Annotated in this window: 18 protein-coding genes; 10 read left to right on the plus strand and 8 right to left on the minus strand. The window is 68.5% G+C overall.

Going from position 1 to position 17,447, the window contains the following annotated elements:
- Positions 1-76: 76 nt before the first annotated feature.
- From NBY65_RS24785 to NBY65_RS24810, 6 genes are all read left to right on the plus strand, one after another.
- On the plus strand, positions 77-442 hold the full coding sequence (locus NBY65_RS24785; RefSeq protein WP_203330480.1) for a MarR family winged helix-turn-helix transcriptional regulator: 366 nt from the start codon (positions 77-79) through the stop codon (positions 440-442).
- Positions 443-489: 47 nt separating this feature from the next.
- Positions 490-1,806 (plus strand): MFS transporter, encoded by a 1,317-nt coding sequence (locus NBY65_RS24790; RefSeq protein ID WP_150040845.1) that lies wholly within the window; start codon positions 490-492, stop codon positions 1,804-1,806.
- A 469-nt stretch (positions 1,807-2,275) separates the two neighbouring features.
- Positions 2,276-3,094 (plus strand): SDR family oxidoreductase, encoded by an 819-nt coding sequence (locus NBY65_RS24795; protein ID WP_150040844.1) that lies wholly within the window; start codon positions 2,276-2,278, stop codon positions 3,092-3,094.
- A gap of 84 nt (positions 3,095-3,178) precedes the next feature.
- Positions 3,179-4,480: an MFS transporter gene (locus NBY65_RS24800; protein WP_203330479.1), complete on the plus strand. Its 1,302-nt coding sequence runs from the start codon at positions 3,179-3,181 to the stop codon at positions 4,478-4,480.
- A gap of 238 nt (positions 4,481-4,718) precedes the next feature.
- Positions 4,719-5,546 (plus strand): FadR/GntR family transcriptional regulator, encoded by an 828-nt coding sequence (locus NBY65_RS24805; RefSeq protein ID WP_162530544.1) that lies wholly within the window; start codon positions 4,719-4,721, stop codon positions 5,544-5,546.
- 82 nt (positions 5,547-5,628) lie between these two features.
- Positions 5,629-6,543 (plus strand): N-acetylneuraminate lyase, encoded by a 915-nt coding sequence (locus NBY65_RS24810; protein WP_162530543.1) that lies wholly within the window; start codon positions 5,629-5,631, stop codon positions 6,541-6,543.
- Between the two features lie 566 nt (positions 6,544-7,109).
- On the opposite strand, the gene lpxB is transcribed toward NBY65_RS24810, so the two are convergent.
- The 4 genes from lpxB to hisI form a co-directional block, all read right to left on the minus strand.
- The gene (lpxB, locus tag NBY65_RS24815; RefSeq protein WP_150040840.1) at positions 7,110-8,276 is read right to left on the minus strand and encodes a lipid-A-disaccharide synthase; all 1,167 of its coding nucleotides are present in this window, start codon (positions 8,274-8,276) and stop codon (positions 7,110-7,112) included.
- Positions 8,277-8,321: 45 nt separating this feature from the next.
- Positions 8,322-8,498: a hypothetical protein gene (locus tag NBY65_RS24820; RefSeq protein ID WP_162530542.1), complete on the minus strand. Its 177-nt coding sequence runs from the start codon at positions 8,496-8,498 to the stop codon at positions 8,322-8,324.
- Positions 8,499-8,635: 137 nt separating this feature from the next.
- Positions 8,636-9,700, minus strand: a complete 1,065-nt coding sequence (locus tag NBY65_RS24825; RefSeq protein ID WP_150040839.1) for a CobW family GTP-binding protein — start codon at positions 9,698-9,700, stop codon at positions 8,636-8,638.
- Complete coding sequence (gene hisI / locus NBY65_RS24830; protein ID WP_150040838.1) at positions 9,693-10,100, minus strand: phosphoribosyl-AMP cyclohydrolase; 408 nt, start codon at positions 10,098-10,100, stop codon at positions 9,693-9,695. Before hisI ends, NBY65_RS24825 begins: the two co-directional genes overlap by 8 nt.
- A 20-nt stretch (positions 10,101-10,120) precedes the next feature.
- Between hisI and NBY65_RS24835 the strand changes: the two genes are divergently transcribed.
- Positions 10,121-10,603, plus strand: a complete 483-nt coding sequence (locus tag NBY65_RS24835; RefSeq protein ID WP_150040837.1) for a Fur family transcriptional regulator — start codon at positions 10,121-10,123, stop codon at positions 10,601-10,603.
- Positions 10,604-10,631: 28 nt separating this feature from the next.
- Here NBY65_RS24835 and NBY65_RS24840 read toward each other — a convergent pair whose 3' ends face one another.
- Positions 10,632-11,399 carry a WecB/TagA/CpsF family glycosyltransferase gene (locus NBY65_RS24840; protein ID WP_150040836.1) on the minus strand — a complete coding sequence of 256 codons (768 nt, stop codon included), beginning with the start codon at positions 11,397-11,399 and terminating at the stop codon, positions 10,632-10,634.
- Complete coding sequence (locus NBY65_RS24845) at positions 11,386-12,483, minus strand: glycoside hydrolase family 5 protein (RefSeq protein WP_150040835.1); 1,098 nt, start codon at positions 12,481-12,483, stop codon at positions 11,386-11,388. Before NBY65_RS24845 ends, NBY65_RS24840 begins: the two co-directional genes overlap by 14 nt.
- A gap of 259 nt (positions 12,484-12,742) precedes the next feature.
- On the opposite strand from NBY65_RS24845, the gene NBY65_RS24850 reads away from it, so the two are divergent.
- Both NBY65_RS24850 and NBY65_RS24855 read left to right on the plus strand, forming a co-directional pair.
- Positions 12,743-13,603, plus strand: coding sequence for a universal stress protein (locus NBY65_RS24850; RefSeq protein WP_150040834.1), 861 nt, complete (start codon positions 12,743-12,745; stop codon positions 13,601-13,603).
- Between the two features lie 250 nt (positions 13,604-13,853).
- On the plus strand, positions 13,854-14,069 hold the full coding sequence (locus NBY65_RS24855; RefSeq protein WP_150040833.1) for a hypothetical protein: 216 nt from the start codon (positions 13,854-13,856) through the stop codon (positions 14,067-14,069).
- 28 nt (positions 14,070-14,097) lie between these two features.
- Here the strand turns inward: NBY65_RS24855 and NBY65_RS24860 are convergent, their stop codons facing one another.
- Both NBY65_RS24860 and cysQ read right to left on the minus strand, forming a co-directional pair.
- Positions 14,098-15,078, minus strand: a complete 981-nt coding sequence (locus tag NBY65_RS24860) for an L-threonylcarbamoyladenylate synthase (RefSeq protein WP_150040832.1) — start codon at positions 15,076-15,078, stop codon at positions 14,098-14,100.
- Positions 15,075-15,839, minus strand: coding sequence for a 3'(2'),5'-bisphosphate nucleotidase CysQ (cysQ, locus tag NBY65_RS24865; protein ID WP_150040831.1), 765 nt, complete (start codon positions 15,837-15,839; stop codon positions 15,075-15,077). The genes NBY65_RS24860 and cysQ overlap by 4 nt, the downstream gene beginning before the upstream one ends.
- A gap of 105 nt (positions 15,840-15,944) precedes the next feature.
- On the opposite strand from cysQ, the gene NBY65_RS24870 reads away from it, so the two are divergent.
- Entirely contained in the window at positions 15,945-17,435 is a 1,491-nt protein-coding gene (locus NBY65_RS24870; RefSeq protein WP_150040830.1) for a leucyl aminopeptidase, read from the plus strand.
- The last annotated feature ends 12 nt before the right edge of the window (positions 17,436-17,447 follow it).

The raw sequence follows: 17,447 nt of genomic DNA on the forward strand, positions 1-17,447 counted from the left end.
GAACCCTGGACGTCGCAACAAAAAGCGGGTATATACCCTTTTCATGAGGTCCCCTTGCTATTGCACAGCGCTGCGGATGGCCACCCGCAGGCTCGGCGCCATCTACGACGCTCCGCTCACCCCCCTGGGCATCAACATCGCCCAGTTTTCGCTGTTGCGGATGATCCAGCGGACCCAACCCGTCAGCCTCACCGAACTGGGACGGCTTGCCGCCCTGGACCGCTCCACGGTCGGGCGGAACGTGCGGGTGCTGGCGCGGCTGGGGATGGTGGCGCAGGGACCCGGGAAGGATCAGCGGGAAGCAATGATCACGCTCTCACCGCGGGGGATCGAGACGTTGCAGGCGGCCGCGCCGCTCTGGCAGGCCTGCCAGCAGGCGGTCGAAGCGCGGCTGGGGGAGGAGCGGATCCGCGCTTTGGCGGACATCCTCGACGCCATCTGAATTTCATTGCGCTGAAACGGGTATATACCCATATTCAGGACACCATCATGAATGCTCCACCCGTTGCGTTATCCCGCCAGCCCGGTCTCGTCGGCCTGCTGGCTCGCAAGGGCGTCCACTACGGCTGGGTCGTGGCCGGCGTCACCTTCCTCACCATGCTGGCCACGGCGGGCGCCGTCGGTGCCCCCGGCATCCTGATCGGGCCGCTGCAGGGCGAATTCGGCTGGGCGACGGCCGACATCTCCTCGGCCTTCGCCGTGCGACTGGTCCTGTTCGGCCTGATGGGGCCGTTCGCCGCCGCCTTCATGAACCGCTTCGGCGTCCGCCGCGTCGCCGGCTTCGCCCTGGCGCTGAACGCGGCCGGGATCCTGGGCTCGCTTGCCATGACGCAACTCTGGCAGTTGCTGCTGCTGTGGGGCGTCGTCGTCGGCTTCGGCACCGGCCTCACCGCCATGGTGCTGGGGGCGACGGTGGCGACCAGGTGGTTCGTCCACCGGCGCGGCCTCGTCATGGGGCTGCTGACCGCGAGCACCGCAACCGGCCAGTTGGTCTTCCTGCCGCTGCTCGCGCAACTGACCGAAAGCGTCGGTTGGCGGGGAGCGCTGGTTTTCGTGCTCGCCATCCTGGCCCTCACCGCCGTCGTGGTGCTGCTGCTGATGCGCGATGCACCGGCTGATGTCGGGCTCATGCCCTATGGCGCGACGGAGCCGCCCGTCACCGTCGCCCGGCCGGCGACCTTGCGGGCCATGCTGGCCTCGCCGCTGCTGGCGTTGCGGGAGGCATCGGGCTCGACCACTTTCTGGGTCCTGTTTGCGTCTTTCTTCGTCTGCGGCGCCAGCACCAACGGCCTCATCCAGACGCATTTCGTCCCGCTCTGCGGCGATTTCGGCCTCTCCGCGGTCACCGCGGCGGGGATGCTCGCGGCGATCGGCGTCTTCGATTTCCTCGGCACCGTCGGATCCGGATGGTTGTCCGATCGTTTCGACAGCCGCCGCCTGCTGTTCTGGTACTACGGGCTGCGCGGCCTGTCGCTGATCTACCTGCCGTTCACCGATTTCAGCTTCGGCCAATTGTCGGTGTTCGCGGTTTTCTACGGGCTGGACTGGGTGGCGACGGTGCCCCCCACGGTGAAGCTGACGGCGGACCGCTTCGGCCCGCGCGCCAACCTCGTCTTCGGCTGGGTGTTCGCCGGCCATCAGCTCGGCGCCGCCGTCGCGGCCTATGGCGCCGGCTTCAGCCGCACCTTCTATGCCACTTATCTCCCGGCCTTCTTCGTGGCGGGCCTGCTCTGCGTCGTCATTGCCCTCGTGGTCGTCGGCGTCCGTGAGGGGCGGGTCGCGCCGGCCGCCGTTCCGCCGGGCTGAGCTTCATAAGCGTCAGGAAAGGCAAGGGCTTTGCCCTTGACTCACGTCGTGCGCAGGCACGCCATCCCGTAACGGGCCACAAGGCCCTTGGATCCCATTCTCGCTGCGCGGCACAGAGTCCTGGGTTCCAAGGGTGAAGCCCTTGGCGGAGGTCCAGGAGGCGGAGCCTCCTGGTCGGGTGCGGGGCAAAGCCCCGCCAAAAGGCGTATCCGGGCATCGTCTTCGTTGCGTTCCAAAAGATAGCAACGACTTCGTTTTCATCACGTGTGAAATCGCAAAACCGATGCCCTGGTCAGCCGGTTTCCCGCGATCGGATGTCGTCACCGAATCTCTTGACATATGTCATATGTCGGCGCACGGTTCGTTGCGGGTGCCACTGTTCGAGATGCAGGCGGGTGCCGTGCGAATGGCTTGCCGGCATCCTGGGGCTGCGGCCCTGCCATGCCGGCCATCACCAGGGAGGTGAGGGATGACCGACATCTTTTCGGTCAAAGATAAGGTAATCGTGGTGACCGGAGGGCTCGGCCAGCTTGGCTCGCAGTTCTCGCAATGGCTCGCCTCGCAGGGGGCGCGGGTGGCGATCTACAGCCGCCGGCCGTTCAGCGCGGAGCAGACCGAAGCGAAGTTCCCGGGGCTCGGGAAGCGGATCGTCGTCTACCACGCGAGCGTCCAGGACAAGGACGCGCTGGAAGCCGCGACCCGGCAACTGGTGGCCGAGTGGGGCACGCCGCACGTGCTCATCAACAACGCCGGGATCGATTCCAAGCCATCCGGCTCGGCCGACCAGAACGGCCCGTTCGAGACCTATCCCCGCAAGTACTGGGACGAGGTGATCGACGTCAACCTGACCGGCGTCATGCAATGCTGCCAGGTGATCGGCTCGCGGATGGCCGGGCAAGGTCGTGGCAGCATCATCAATGTCGGTTCGATGTACGGCATGGTCTCTCCCAACCAGGCGCTCTATGCCTATCGGGAGAAGCGGGACGGCGTACCGTTCTTCAAGGCGGTTCCGTATGCGGCCTCGAAGGCCGGATTGCTGAACCTGACACGCTATTTGGCCACGTACTGGGCGCCGAAGAATGTCCGGGTGAACACCGTGACCTTCGGCGGCGTGAAGACGGCGAATTTCGACAAGGAATTCATCGAGGCCTTCCTGCAGCGCGTGCCGCTCGGCCGCCAGGCGGAAATCGACGAGTTCAATGGCGTCGTGCAGTTCCTGGCCTCCGACGCCTCCACGTACATGACGGGCTCCAACGTGGTGGTGGATGGCGGGTTCACCGCCTGGTAGCCCGTCGCGCCTGACCAACCAACACAACGACGAAGTCGGACAAGACAGATGGAAACGGCTGCAGCGATAACGGACTCCGTGCCTGTGGAAAAGCGCACGAGCCTCGCGACCGTGGTGGGATCGAGCCTGATCGGGACCACGATCGAGTTTTATGACTTCTTCATTTACGGGACGGCAGCGGCGCTGGTGTTCCCGCACCTTTTCTTCCCAACGCTCTCCCCGGTGGCCGGGCTGATGGCCGCCTATGCCACGCTGGCCATTCCCTTCCTGACCCGCCCGATCGGGGCCGTGCTGTTCGGCCATTACGGCGACCGGCTGGGCCGCAAGAAGATGCTGATCGTGGCCCTGCTGATCATGGGCCTGTCCACCTTCGCCATCGGCCTGGTGCCGGGCTACGACACCATCGGCATCTGGGCGCCCATCCTGGTCATCACCTGCCGTCTGCTGCAGGGCTTCGCGCTCGGCGGCGAGTGGGGCGGTGCCGCGACCATGGTCATCGAATACGCGCCCCCGGAGAAGCGCGGCTTCTATGGCACCTTCGTGCAGCTCGGCAATGTCATCGGGCTGTTCACCTCCGCGCTGGTCTTCGCGGTCATCCCGCGCGACATGCTGCTGGCCGGCGGCTGGCGCATACCTTTCCTGATCAGCATCGTCGCTCTGGCCGTGGGCCTCTATATCCGCAACAACATCGAAGAGACGCCGCTGTTCAAGGAACTGAAGAGCAGCGGTGCCGCCGTGCCGCGCGTCCCGGTCATGGAGATCCTGCGCCGCGGCAAGCGCGCCGTCCTGCTGGCGATGGGCGTGCGCACCGGCGAGATCATCCTGGGCTGGCTGGTGATCGGCTTCCTGCTGTCCTACGCCACGCGCAACCTCGGCTACAATTCGACCCAGGTCCTGTACGTGATCCTCGCCGCGAGCGCGCTGGACATGATCACGGTGCCGCTGGCCGGCTACCTGTCCGACCGGCTGGGCCGGCGCCCGGTGTTCCTGTTCGGGGCCTGCGTCGCCGCGGTGATGGCCTTCCCGATGTTCTGGCTGGTCGACCTCGGCAGCTTTCCGATCTTCCTCTGCGTCGTGGCCTTCGCCTATGCCTTCGGCAATGGCGTGATGTTCGCGGTGCAGCCCGCCTTCTTCTCCGAGGCCTTTGATACTGGCGTCCGCTACACCGGGATCTCGCTCGGCTTCCAGTTGGCCAACATCATCGGCGGGCTGACGCCGCTGATCGGCACCTGGCTCATCCAGATGAGCGGCGGCAAGTCCTGGTCGATCTCGCTGTTCCTGCTGGTGGGATCGCTGGTCACCATCGGCTGCGTGCTCAGCATGCGCGAGACCGCCGGCCGGCGGCTGGAGACACGGCCGGTGGCGCCGGCCGCCGCGGAGGACTGAGTGGCGACAGCGCGCGCACCCATGCCGCGTTGTCATGCCGGGCGGCGGAACCCTCGCGCCGCCCGGCGCTGCGGCTCTTTTCGTGACGCTTGCCACGATGACCGCCAATATGTCCGCTGGTATGTCCGCTCCTGTGTCCTTTGGAGGCCGGCATGGCCTGGACGGGGCGCGAGCGGAACGGCATGCGGAAGGTGGGAATGGTGGGATCGGACCCGGTGGTGGATCGCGGAGCGGCGGCATGGTAGCCATCAGGCCACCCGTTCCGGCCGATCCGACATCGCTGCCGGAGGGAGACGGGCGCACCCGCCGTCGGCGCGGCGACCGGCTGCACGGACTGGTGGTCGAATCGCTCGAATCGGACATCCTGTCCGGCCGCCTGCGGATCGGCGACCGCCTGCCGTCGGAGGCCGAGATCGCCGCGACCTTCGATGTCAGCACCCGTACCGTGCGCGAGGCATTGCAGATCCTGGAAACCCGCGGCCTGGTGCAGCGCCGCCATGGCGAGCGGGCCGAGGTGGTGCGCGACGACGTCGGCAAGTTCCTCGACTCGCTGGCGGTGACGCTGAAGCAGTTGTTCATGGGCCAGCCGCAATATTTCGTGCAGCTCATGGATGTGCGCCGGATCATCGAGCTCGACGTCGTCGACCGGCTGGCCGGCACGGGCGGGGAGGTCAGCGAGGAAGTGGAACGGGCGCTGGCCGGCATGCGTGCCGCCGCCGAGGCCGACGACTTTCCCCGCTTCACGGTGCACGACGCCGCCTTTCACCTTGGCCTGGTGCACTCGGTTCCGAACGGGATCCTGCATGTCCTGTACGAGAACCTCTACGCCCTGATCGTGGAGGTGATCCGGGTCGCCAGCGCGGTGCCGCAGAAGCCGCTCGCGATCGGCTATGCCGAGCACGAGGAAATCTACCGCCTGATCCGGGCGGGCGATGCGGCCGCGGCCCGGCAGGCCCTGGCCCGGCAGATCGAGGGCAGTGCCGGCTATGTCAGGATCGCGCTGCAGGCCAGGCGCCCCGCCGCCGCCGGCCGCAGGCGCACGCGCTCGCGCGGGGAAGGGGGGTAGCCCCGCCGGGGGGCGCCGCCCTGCCGCCGCGCTTCCACCGGACTGCGAAGAGAGGACGGGCGATGGTGCCCGGTCATGTCCCATGAATGAAATCCCAGCCTACCCCGCACGGCTCGCCGGCCTGCATGCCGCACTGATGACGCCGTACGACGCGGCGGGGGAGGTTTCCGAGCCTTGCCTGCGGCAATTGGTTGCTGCCGTGTTCAACCAGGGCCTCGATGGCCTGTATGTCGGGGGATCGACCGGCGAATCGCTGCTGCTGACCACCGAGGAACGGCAGCGTGTCTTCCGCGTGGCGGCCGAGGAAGGGAAGGGGTGCGGTGCCTTGATCGGGCATGTCGGCGCCATTTCCACCCGCGAGGCGCAGATCCTGGCGCGCAGTTGCGCCGCGCTGGGCTATGACGCCGTGTCGGCGATCCCACCGATCTATTTTCAGCATTCGCGCGCGGCGATCCGCGACTATTACGCGGCGATCGTCGATGCGGCGGAGGGCTTGCCCCTCATCCTCTACAACGTGCCGGCGATGAGCGGGATTCGCTTCACGCTGGCCGAGCTGCAGGACCTGCTGGGGCTGCCGGGCGTGGTGGGCATCAAGCAGACCACGAACGACATGTACCAGATGGAGCAGTTGCATCGGGGCTTTCCGGGGCTGCTGCTGCTGAACGGCTTCGACGAAATGCTGCTGGCCGGGCTGGTCTCGGGCGCCAATGGCGGCATCGGCAGCACCTATAACGTGATGGGGCAGCGCTATCGTGAGTTGCGGCGCCTGGTGCTGGCCGGTGACACGGCGGGGGCGCTCGCCGTGCAGTCCCGCTGCAACGCGGTGATCGACACCTTGCTGGCATTCGGCGTGTTTCCCGCGCTGAAATACCTGCTGTTCAGGCTGGGCATCATCCGCACCCCGCTCTGTCGCGCCCCGATGGAGAGCCTCACCGGGGGCGCCATTGACCGCCTCGATGCCATCGCCGCCGAACTTGCGGGCGAACTCGGCCGCTGAGGCAAGCTCACTCACTCCAGCGAACCTGAAGCGTCTCTGCGGGAGGCGGCGGACACCACCGTCGCCTCCCGTCGCATGCGGTGGGGGAGGCGCACCCGCCGCTCGATCCCTTCACGGCGCCGTGAACTCCCCAATCTCCCACGGATTTTGCTCCAAATCGCTTGCGGGAGCGCCTTTCGGACTAAGACGCGATAACCTATCCTTATCACGTATGAATAGAGTCTGCCTTATTCTGGTTAAGTCATTGATAAATAAGAAAACTGCTAAATCCTGATTTGAGTGACCTCACGGGGCATCGGACGCACGCGGACACACCGGGCATACCGATGGGGCGTCGGCCCGGGACGAGCCGACGGTTCTTGCGGGGGAATGAGGGGGGATGTTCTCGGGCGTGGGCGCGGGATTGGCGGGGTTTCACCCCGCACCCGACCAGGGCTTTGCCCTGGACCGACCAAGGGCTTTGCCCTTGGAACCCGGTTTTTCTGTGCCGCGCAGCGCGAATGGGATCCAAGGGCCTTGTGGCCCTTGGCGGGTCAAGGGCGGAGCCCTTGCCTTACTTTCTTACTTCAGTGCCCATCCAGCACGGCCAGCACTTCCCGCGCCGCGGCTTCCGAAGGCAGGCCGACGGGTGGTGCCAGATGCTGTACTACGGTGCGGAAGGCGGCGCGCTGGGCCTCGGCGGCGGCACGGTCGTTCAGCAGGTTTTCCACGGTTTCGGCCAGCCGGGCCGGGGTGCAGTCCTGCTGCAGCAATTCGGGCACCACTTCGCGTCCGGCCAGCAGGTTCACCATGGCGACGTGCGGCACCCGGATCAGGTGCCGGGCGATCACAGCCGTGACCGGGTTCACCCGGTAGGTGACGGCCATCGGCACGCCGGCCAGGGCCAGTTCCAGCGTCGAGGTGCCGGATTTGGTCAGGGCGACCGAGGCCGCGGCATAGGCGTCGTGCTTGTCGGCAAGCTCCGTGACCACGAGCGGCTGCACGGGCCAGTTGGCTGTCGCCTGATGCACCGTCTCGGCCACGGCGGAGGCGACCGGCACCACCGGCACCAGGCCCGGCACGCGCCCGGCCAGCAGCCCGAGCGTGCGCCCGAACACCGGCAGCAGGCGCGGCACTTCGCTGCGGCGGCTGCCGGGCATCAGCACCAGCACGGGCGCGTCCGCCCCCAGCCCGTGGGCGGCGCGGAACCGGGCGGCATTGCCATGGTCCGTGCCCGATTGCAGCACCGGGTGGCCGACGAAGGAGGCCGGCAGGCCGTGGCCGGCGAAGAAGCCGGGCTCGAAGGGCAGCAGGCAGAGCAGCCTTTCCCACAGGCCGGGGTAATGCCGGACCCGCTTCTCGCGCCAGGCCCAGACCTGGGGGGCGACGTAATGCACGCGCGGAATGCCGGCACCGGCCACGCGGCGCAGCAGGCGCAGGGTGAAGCCGGGGCTGTCGATGGTTACCAGTACGCCCGGTCGCTGCCGGCGCACGTCCTCGGCGGTGTGTTTCAGCAGGCGGCTGAGGCGGCGCAGGCGCGGCAGTACCTCGATCAGCCCCATCACCGCCAGTTCCTGCATCGGGAACAGCGGCACCAGGCCCTGTTCGGCCATGCGTGGCCCGCCGACGCCGGCAAAGCGCAGCCCTGGCCGCAGGTCGCGCAGGGCGGCCATCAGCCGGGCACCGAGCACATCGCCGCTTTGTTCACCGGCAACGAGATAGATCAGGGGGTCAGGAGGAACATCCGCGCTCATGCGCCTGCATAGGGCGCGACGGCAGATGCGTCCATGGTGGCCGGATCAGTTGGTGCACCAGGACTCCGGATGGCGTTCGCGGGCGGCGACTGCCTCCCCCGCGGCCACCAGCACGGCCCGCATTTCCTCCAGGGTCACGCCGTCGCTGTCCATGACGGCGCGAATCAACGGGTCGCTTAACAGCGTCTCGAAGGTCAGGGGCGTGAAGGGCTCCGCATACACGTCGGGACACTCCGGCTGGCGCGGGGCACGCTCTGGTAGCTGTGACTGTGCCAGTGTGAGGCGATCCTGGCCAGCCGGTATATCAACAATTTCGCGAGCTATGGCGAAAGCGACCCTACCGATAGGTGCGGAATCGATCAGACCGGGCCGGTCGTGTCGCGTGCGGCATCCTCGAAGGCACGCAACCCCGCGGCGATGGTGTCGCGGTCGAGGTCCCGGGTGATGAACACCAGGCGCGAGGACCGGTCATCGTCCTCCGCCCAGGCCGGCAACAGCACCGGCTCGTGGAACAGGTGCTGCACCCCGTGGATCGCCACCGGCCGTGCCTGGCCTTCCAGGTTGAGGATTCCCTTCACCCGCAACAGGTTTTCCCCGCGGGTGGCGATCAGCATCTCCAGATAGGTGCCAATACCCTGCCAGTGCAGCGGCGTTTCCCAGGTCAGGCAGAAGGCGGCGATGCGGGCGTCGTGCCGGTTCGGGTCATGGTGGTGATGATGTGCGTGCCCGTGCCGCGCCGCGGCGAAGGCCTCGGCATCGAGCCAGCGCCGCACGTCGCCGATCTTGCCGCCGGCATCGAACAGCCCGCAATCGAGGATCTCCGACGGATGGAGCGCCCCTTTCACCGCCGTCAGCAGCGGGGCCGCCGGATTGAGCCGGCGCAGTCGCTCGGTCAGGGTGGCGAGCCCGCCGGCGGGCAGCAGGTCGGTCTTGGACAGCACCAGCCGGTCGGCCACCGCCACCTGTCGCACCGCTTCTTCCTGCGCGTCGAGCTGGGCCGGCGCGTTCACCGCGTCCACCACTGTCACCACACCATCGAGCCGGTAGCGGACCGCGACCGAGGCGTCGCCCATCAGCGTCTGGATGATCGGGGCGGGATCAGCGAGGCCGGTGGTTTCGATCACCACCCGCCTGACCGCACCGGCGGCGACGCGCGGGGCGAGGTTGCGCAGCGCCCGCACCAGGTCGCCGCGCACCATGCAGCACAGGCAGCCCGCGTTCAGCAGCACGGTGTCCTCGTCCAGCGTCTCGACCAGCAGGTGGTCGATGCCGATCTCGCCGAACTCGTTCACCAGCACCGCGGTGCCGGCCAGGGCCGGATCGTGCAGCAGGTGGTTCAGCAGCGTGGTCTTGCCGGCGCCGAGGAAGCCGGTCAGCACCGTGACCGGCACCAGGCCGGCGCCGGCGGGGACGGTTTCAGACATGGGCGGTGCCGTAGAGGCGCTCGGGGTCGATCTCGGGGGCCATGATCTCCTGCAGCGCGCCGTCGCGGGTGGCGCGGTAGAAGCAACTGCGGCGGCCGGTGTGGCAGGCGACGCCCTTCTGGTCGACCAGCAGCAGCAGCGCGTCGCCGTCGCAGTCGATTCGCAGTTCCACCAGATGCTGCACCTGCCCGGAGCTCTCGCCCTTGCGCCAGAGCTGGCCGCGGCTGCGGCTGAAATAGCAGACCCGGCCGGTCGCCAGGGTCTCGGCGATGGCGTCGCGGTTCATCCAGGCCAGCATGAGCACCTCGCCGGTGTCGTGCTGCTGGGCAATGGCGGTGACGAGGCCGTTCGCGTCGAAGCGGAGCGACTGCCACAGGGAAGGGATGTCGGTGCTGGTCATGCCTGCTATCCTGCCGCGTGATGGTGCAAGAAGGAAATCCCGGGGCGTTCTCGGCCCGCACGACAGCCCTGCTCGACCGCGCGGCCCGGCTGTGCGAGGAGCGGGGCGCGAAGCTCACCGACCTGCGGCGCGACGTGCTCGGCCTGATTCTGGAGACCGAGGCGCCGACCGGGGCGTACGAGCTGCTCGACCGACTGCGCGCCCGGCGCGGCGGCGGTGCCCCGCCCACGGTGTACCGGGCACTGGATTTCCTGGTGGAGCAGGGGCTGGTGCACCGGCTGGAACGGCTTTCGGCCTTCGTCGGCTGCATCGACGTATGCGAGGCGCCGCATGCGCATCACGAGGCGGTGCAGTTCCTGATCTGCCGGGGCTGCGGCCGGGTGACCGAGATCGAGGACCACGGCCTCGCCGAGGCGCTGGCGGCGGCGGCGCGGCGGGTCGGTTTCACGGTGACCGGTGCGACCATCGAGGCGGAGGGGCTCTGCGCCAATTGCCGCTCCTGAGTCGGTGCCTGCCGGCCCTGGTGGTTGCTCAGCCGTTTTCCGATTGCAGCCGCAGCCGCTCGCGCAGCAGCAGCGCGAACACCGGGGGGTTATCGCGCAGGTAGCGCCCCGCCAGGCGGCGCGGATCGCTGGCCAGCCGGTGCAGCCATTCCAGCCCGTGGCGCTGCATGAACCCGGGCGCGCGCGGGACGGCGCCGGCGAGGAATTCCAGGCTGGCGCCGACGCACAGGCCAAGCCCCTGGGCCCGGCCGGTAGCGTGGATGGCGGCGGCCAGCTTCTCCTGTCGCGGCGAGCCGACCGCCAGCAGCACCAGCCGCGCCGGGTGGTCGAGCACGAATTGCACGGTTTCGCGGAAGGCGCCGGCATCGCGGTCGAAGCCCATCGGCGGGTCGAAATGCGCCGGCGGGGCGAGGCCGCAGCGGGCCACCAGCGCGGGCAGGTGGTGGGGGGCCAGTCCGACGATGGTGATCCGCTCTCCGGGATGGAGATGTTGCTGCAGCAGCAGCGCCGTCAGGTCGCTGCCCGGGGCGACCGCGGGGCAGGGCAGGCCGAGCAGCCGGGCCGCGCCCCCCACCACCCGGCTGTCGAGCAGACACAGCAAGGCGCCGTGGTAAAGCGGGGCCAGCGCCGGCTGGCGGGCCAGGCGCACCAGGTGGTCGGCGTTCGGCGTGACCACGTAGCCGAACGGGGCCTGCGGCGGGCGCGCGGCGAGGTGCCGGGCGGCGGCTTCGGTCGGCAGGTCGGCGAAGTCGAGGCCGAGCAGCCGGACCGTGCGCATGGCGTCAACGCTGGGCATGCAGACCCAGCGCGGCAAGCAGGTCGGGGTCGAGCCGGGCGCCGGGATGGGGACGCAGCGCGAAGCCCAGGCTGTCATCGTAGCCCCACAGGGCCCAGCCGATGCCCTCGCGTTCCATCGCCGTGCGCATGGCGGTGATCCAGGCCAGCCGGGTTGCCCGGTCCAGCCTGTTGCTGGCGCCGAATTCCCCGGCAACGAGGTGCACCTCATTGCGGCGCGCCCACTCGCCGGCACGACGCACGGCCTGGCGTACCTTCTCGGCGTCCCAGTGTTCGGAGCAGTACCACTTGGCGACCTCGCGCGTGCGGGTGTCGGCCGCCGCGGCCTGGGCGCGGGCGCAATCCTGGGGCGAGGAGGTCGGGAAAGGCAGGCGCGCGAGGGCGCGATGGTCGAGCGAAGGCTCGAAGGCGCCGACCGTGGTCAGCACCTGCGGCTCGTAGATATGGATGGTGTAGACGACGTTGCGGTCGGCGACGGGGGAGAGTGACTTGAGGCCTTTGATGCTGCTCCAGTCCGGGCCGGTCAGCACCACCGTGGCGTCCGGCAGGGCGGCGCGGATGCGCCCGAGCGCTTCCTGCTGCAACGCGCCCCAGCGCGCCGGATCGGAAAAGACCGGCTCGTTCACGATTTCGGGGAAGGTCAGCTTCGGGTCGAGCCCACGCAGGGCGGGGGCGGTCCGTTGCCACAGGTCCAGCAGGGCCTTGGCATCAGTCGGGGAGCTTTCCAGCTTCCAGTCGTGCTTGTGCCAGCCGACCATGACGCCGAAGCCGTGGCGCTGGATACGCTTGATGGTATCAACCAAAAGTCCGGTGCGCCCGGCAAGCACATCTGGCTGAACTGCCAGACGAACAAAGGTAAAGCCAACCTGGTGCAATGAATCCAGTTCCTGATCACTGATATAGTTCGCCAGAAAGCGATCATCTCGACTGACAGGAAATCTGAACCAATTGGTAAAATTGATTCCGCGTTCCATAACAGAAAGTCGTTCCGCAGGCACATCAGCGTGTGCGGAAGAGTAGAATCCAAAAAAGACAGTTATCAATATAACGAGAACCCGCATCATCTGCGCCATTGGAATGATCATTTGGACGAACGACGCGGTACATCGGAATTGGTTGCTTACGATAGTCGCAAAATGCGGCGGAAAATATATGTGATTATTTGTTATGAACAAGGATCAACTGTGAATGTGGAATGTTTTTGACGATGCCTCTATGCTTCTCGCCGGCCAGCGGAAGCAGGCGGGCGGCCTTTCGCCCCGGTATTCCGGCCGTTGATGGTGATGCCGCGCCCCCCGCGCAGGTCAGTCGCCTGACCCAGGCGACGATGAGGGAGAACAGGCCATGCCGTTGAAGGACATCCTGGTTCACCTGGACGCGTCGCCGCGCTGCGGCGTGCGCCTGGAGATCGCCACTCGCCTGGCGGCGCGGCACGGGGCGCACCTGACCGGGCTCTATGTGGTCGACCTGCCATCCCCCGACCTGTTCTATGGCTTCCCTTCGGCTTTCCTGGACCTGCAACGGGCCGAGGACATCGTCGGACGCATGCGCGCCACCGCCGCCGAGGAGGCGCGCCGGATGGAAGCGATCTTCGCCGCGCTGCTGCAGCGCGAGGGGCTGTCCGGGGAGTGGCGCCTGATGGATGGCTTCGGCGGGGAGACCGTCGCCCGGCACGGGCGCTATGCGGATCTGATCGTGGTGGGCCAGCCCTCGCCGCGCGGCGAGACCGATCCGCCGGCGGACCTGCCGGTCGCCACGCTGATGGCATCGGGACGGCCGCTGCTGATCGTGCCGTTCGTCGGCAGTTTCCCGGTGACCGGCCAGAGCGTGCTGGTCGGCTGGAACGCCAGTGCCGAGGCGGCCCGCGCGGTGGCCGCGGCGCTGCCGCTGCTGGCGGGGGCGCGGAAGGTCACGGTGCTGTCGATCAATCCCCGGCGCGACCTGGGCGTCAGCGGCGAGGGGAACCTGCCCGCCGCCGATCTGGCCACCCATCTCGCGCGCCACGGCATCGCCGCCGAGGCCGTGCACACCGTGGCGGACGACATTTCCGAAGGCGATGTGCTGCTGTCCTATGCGGCCGACATCGGCGCCGATCTGCTGGTCTGCGGCATGTACGGCCGTTCCCGCGCCCGCGAGATGCTGTTCGGCGGCGTCAGCCGGAGCCTGCTCGCGGAGATGACGCTTCCCGTGTTCATGTCCCATTGAACCGGCCGGCCCGAGGCGGGCCCCGGGGATGAGGCGGGACGGGAATGTTCCCGCTGTTCCCCTGGGCCGGTCTTTGGAGTAAGACAGGAACCAGTTCGCCTTCATTTCCGAAGAAGGCGGAGCAGTCACGCCGGGAGCATGTCACGACCGGCGGGGTGGTTCTGCCTGTGTCCTGCGAATTGCGTGACAAAGATCTCGGCGTCGTAATTATTTTGACGTTATTCTTAATCACCCAGCCCGGGAGGCAATGATGTCTATCGGGAACGTCATCCAGCAAGATTCCCTTGTCTATGTCTACGATGAGAAAGGCCGGCAGACCGCCGCTTTCGATGTCGGGCCGAAAGGCAGGCTGGTGGGGCATACGAGCACGACGGTGAGCGTCCGCCGCGGTGCCTTCACCTACACCTACGATGAAGAAGGATATCGCAAGGGGAAGATCGTGGCGGCCGACGCCGCGAGCGGTTGACGGCGCCGGCCGCGAGGCCGGCACGGCGTCAGGAGCGTGGCGCGCTGGCGCGTTGCAGCCGGTCGTTGATCGCCAGTCCCAGGCCGCTCTCCGGCACCGCCATCACCGCGATGCCGCGCAGCCCCTGGATCTGGCCTTCGGCGTCCAGCGCCCGCAGCCCGGTGAACAGGTTGGCGGCGGCTTCCGTCAGGTTGCCGGCGGCACTGAGCTGAAACACCGCGCCAGCCCCCGGCAGGGGCGGACCGAACGCCAGCAGCGCTTCGTCGGCGGCAACGTCCTGTGCCGCGAGCCGCACCGGCAGGGTCGGCGCGTAATGCGACACCATCAGCCCCGGTGACCGCAGCGTCCGCGCCGCCTGCGCCGCCGCCGGGGTGATGCCCCGTCCCACCGGGCCGACCACGGCCTCGATCGCCTCGCAGGTCGCGCCGCCGGGCCGCAGCAGGAAGGGGCGCGGTCCGGTCAGGTCCAGCACCGACGACTCCACCCCCACCGGGCAGGGGCCGCTGTCCAGCACGGCGGCGATTCGCCCGCCGAGTCCCTCCAGCACATGCGCCGCCGTGGTCGGGCTGACCTGTCCCGAACGGTTGGCCGAGGGGGCCGCGACCGGCCGGCCCACCACGCGCAGCAGCGCCAGCGTATCCGCCTGGGCGGGTACGCGTACCGCGAGCGTCTCCAGCCCCGCGCCGGCGAGCAGGGCGACCGGGCAGGTGACCCGCCGCGGCAGCACCAGCGTCAGCGGCCCCGGCCAGAACGCCTCGGCCAACCTGCGGGCGGCCGGGTTGGCTTCCACATGGGCGAAGGCGGACTCGGCATCGGGATAGTGGCAGATCAGCGGATTGAAGTGCGGCCGTCCCTTCGCCTCGAAGATGCATGCCACCGCCCGGGCCTGGGTGGCGTCGGCGCCCAGGCCGTAAACGGTTTCGGTGCCGAAGGCGACCAGTTCGCCGGCGCGCAGCAATTCCGCGGCATGGGCGATCCCGGCCGCATCGGGGCGCAGTATTTCAGTCATGTCCGGCCCGTGGCGTAGAAATGCGGGTTGACGAAGCCCGGCTTGCCGTAGCGTAGCGCCGCCCCGGTCTCGCCGTCATGGACGCTGCCGCCGGCCGCTTCCAGCACCGCCTGCGCCGCGCAGGTGTCCCATTCCATGGTGGTGCCGAAGCGCGGATAGAGATCCGCGGCCCCTTCGGCCAGCAGGCAGAACTTCAGCGCCGAGCCGATATGCACCCTGGCGGCGACCGGCCGGCCGGCCAGGAACGACTCGAGCCGGGCGACATCGCCATGCCGGCGGCTGGCCAGGACGGTCAGCCCTTCAGGGGGCGGGTGCCGCGCCGCGATCGGCGACTCCACGCCGCCCGCGCGCCGGACCGCGCCCCATCCGACGATGCCGCCGTACAGCAGGCCCTTCGCCGGCGCGCCCACCACGCCCAGCACCGCCCGCCCGGCGCGCACGAGTCCGATGCAGACCGCGAAATCGTCGCCGCCTGCGGTGAATTCCCGCGTGCCGTCCAGCGGGTCGACGCACCAGAAACTGTCGGCCGTCGCCGGTACATCCCCCGCGGCGATCGCTTCCTCGGCCACCACGGGCAGGTCGGGCGTTGCCGCGCGCAGGCCGGCGGCGATGATCGCCTCGGCGGCTTCGTCGGCTTCGGTGACCGGCGAGCGGTCCGCCTTCTGGCGCGCCGTGAAGCCGCGCCGGCGGACCGCCAGAATGGTCTCGCCGGCCTCGGCGGCAAGATCGAAGGCCAGGGCGAGCAGGGCTGCGTCATCCATGCGTCCACCATAGAGGTGCACCCCCCTGGCGCAAGGCCACCGCTCTGGCGAAGCATGACATGGCTGCTACAGTTGCGGCGTTTATCGCCCCCGGGAGTTTGCCGCATGCTTGACGTCGCGTTCGCCAAATCCGTCCTGCCGAAGTCCGGAGCCCTCGTGCTGCTTGCCGAGGAGGGCGGCTCGCGCGATGCCCTGTTCACCGCAGCCGACCAGGCGACCGGCGGCGCGCTCACGCGGGCCCTGGAAGCGGCCGAGTTCACCGGCCGGAAGGCGCAGACCTGCACGATCCTCGGGCCCGGCGCCGGGTTCTCGCGCGTCGTCGTGGTCGGGCTGGGCAAGCTCGCCGAGGTGACCCCCGTCGTCGCGGAGGAAGTCGGCGGCGCCATCGTGGCCGCGCTGGCCCGCGAGCCCGCCGTCGCCGTCGCCGCCGCCGAGCTCACGGCGGATCTGGCGGCCGCGGTCGCGTATGGCGCCGTGCTGCGCGCCTATCGCTTCGATCGTTACCGTACCAAGGAAAAGCCCGAGGACAAGCCGAACCTGGCCAAGCTGACCCTGCTGGTCGCCGATGCCGGTCGCGTGCGTGAGGCCTGGGCCTCGGCGCGGGCGGTGGCGGAGGGCGTGCATCTCTGCCGCGACCTGGTCAGCGAGCCGGCCAACGTGCTGACGCCCGCGGAAATGGCGGAACGTTGCCGCAAGCTGGAATCGCTCGGCCTCAAGGTGGAGGTGTTCGGTCCCAAGGAAATGGCGCGGCTTGGCTTCGGCGCGCTGCTCGGCGTCGCCCAGGGCAGTGCCAACGAACCGCGCATGGTGGTTCTGCACTGGCAGGGCGCCTCCACCAGCGGCAAGGGCCGGCGTGCCCGTTCCGCCAAACCGCTGGCCTTCATCGGCAAGGGCGTCACCTTCGACACCGGCGGCATCAGCATCAAGCCGGCGCAGGGCATGGAGGACATGAAATACGACATGGCCGGTGCCGGCGCCGTGATCGGGCTGATGGCGGCGCTGGCCGGGCGCAAGGCGCGGGTCGACGTGGTCGGCCTGGTCGGCCTGGTCGAGAACATGCCGAGCGGCACCGCACAGCGTCCGGGTGATGTGGTGAAGACCGCCTCTGGCCAGACCGTCGAGGTGATCAACACCGATGCCGAAGGCCGGCTCGTGCTTGCGGATGTGCTCTGGTATTGCCAGGAGAAACTGGATCCCGCCTTCATGATCGACCTGGCGACGCTGACCGGCGCGATGGTGGTGGCGCTCGGGCACGAGCATGCCGGTTTCTTCAGCAACGACGAGGAACTGGCCCAGCGCCTGCACGCCGCCGGCGAGGCGACCGGCGAGAAGGTCTGGCGCATGCCGCTGGCCGATGCCTATGACAAGCTGATCAAGTCTGACATCGCCGACATGAAGAATATCGGAGGCCGCCCGGCCGGCGCGATTTCCGCCGCGCAATTCCTGCAGCGCTTCGTCAACGGCAAGTCCTGGGCGCATATCGATATCGCCGGCACCGCCTGGGCCACCAAGGACCAACCGGTGACGCCGAAGGGCGCGACCGGGTTCGGCGTGCGCCTGCTCGACCGGCTGGTCGCCGACCATTTCGAAACCTGAGACGGAGGCGCA

The sequence above is a fragment of the Rhodovastum atsumiense genome (assembly GCF_937425535.1).
Lineage (GTDB): Bacteria > Pseudomonadota > Alphaproteobacteria > Acetobacterales > Acetobacteraceae > Rhodovastum > Rhodovastum atsumiense.

Excerpts from the sequence above, each read along its gene's own strand:
- NBY65_RS24785 (WP_203330480.1), top strand. The coding sequence starts at position 77 with ATGGCCACCCGCAGGCTCGGCGCCATCTACGACGCTCCGCTCACCCCC.
- NBY65_RS24790 (WP_150040845.1), top strand. The coding sequence starts at position 490 with ATGAATGCTCCACCCGTTGCGTTATCCCGCCAGCCCGGTCTCGTCGGC.
- NBY65_RS24795 (WP_150040844.1), top strand. The coding sequence starts at position 2,276 with ATGACCGACATCTTTTCGGTCAAAGATAAGGTAATCGTGGTGACCGGA.
- NBY65_RS24805 (WP_162530544.1), top strand. The coding sequence starts at position 4,719 with ATGGTAGCCATCAGGCCACCCGTTCCGGCCGATCCGACATCGCTGCCG.
- NBY65_RS24810 (WP_162530543.1), top strand. The coding sequence starts at position 5,629 with ATGAATGAAATCCCAGCCTACCCCGCACGGCTCGCCGGCCTGCATGCC.
- lpxB (WP_150040840.1), bottom strand. The coding sequence starts at position 8,276 with ATGAGCGCGGATGTTCCTCCTGACCCCCTGATCTATCTCGTTGCCGGT.
- NBY65_RS24825 (WP_150040839.1), bottom strand. The coding sequence starts at position 9,700 with ATGTCTGAAACCGTCCCCGCCGGCGCCGGCCTGGTGCCGGTCACGGTG.
- hisI (WP_150040838.1), bottom strand. The coding sequence starts at position 10,100 with ATGACCAGCACCGACATCCCTTCCCTGTGGCAGTCGCTCCGCTTCGAC.
- NBY65_RS24835 (WP_150040837.1), top strand. The coding sequence starts at position 10,121 with ATGGTGCAAGAAGGAAATCCCGGGGCGTTCTCGGCCCGCACGACAGCC.
- NBY65_RS24840 (WP_150040836.1), bottom strand. The coding sequence starts at position 11,399 with ATGCCCAGCGTTGACGCCATGCGCACGGTCCGGCTGCTCGGCCTCGAC.
- NBY65_RS24845 (WP_150040835.1), bottom strand. The coding sequence starts at position 12,483 with ATGATCATTCCAATGGCGCAGATGATGCGGGTTCTCGTTATATTGATA.
- NBY65_RS24850 (WP_150040834.1), top strand. The coding sequence starts at position 12,743 with ATGCCGTTGAAGGACATCCTGGTTCACCTGGACGCGTCGCCGCGCTGC.
- NBY65_RS24855 (WP_150040833.1), top strand. The coding sequence starts at position 13,854 with ATGTCTATCGGGAACGTCATCCAGCAAGATTCCCTTGTCTATGTCTAC.
- NBY65_RS24860 (WP_150040832.1), bottom strand. The coding sequence starts at position 15,078 with ATGACTGAAATACTGCGCCCCGATGCGGCCGGGATCGCCCATGCCGCG.
- cysQ (WP_150040831.1), bottom strand. The coding sequence starts at position 15,839 with ATGGATGACGCAGCCCTGCTCGCCCTGGCCTTCGATCTTGCCGCCGAG.
- NBY65_RS24870 (WP_150040830.1), top strand. The coding sequence starts at position 15,945 with ATGCTTGACGTCGCGTTCGCCAAATCCGTCCTGCCGAAGTCCGGAGCC.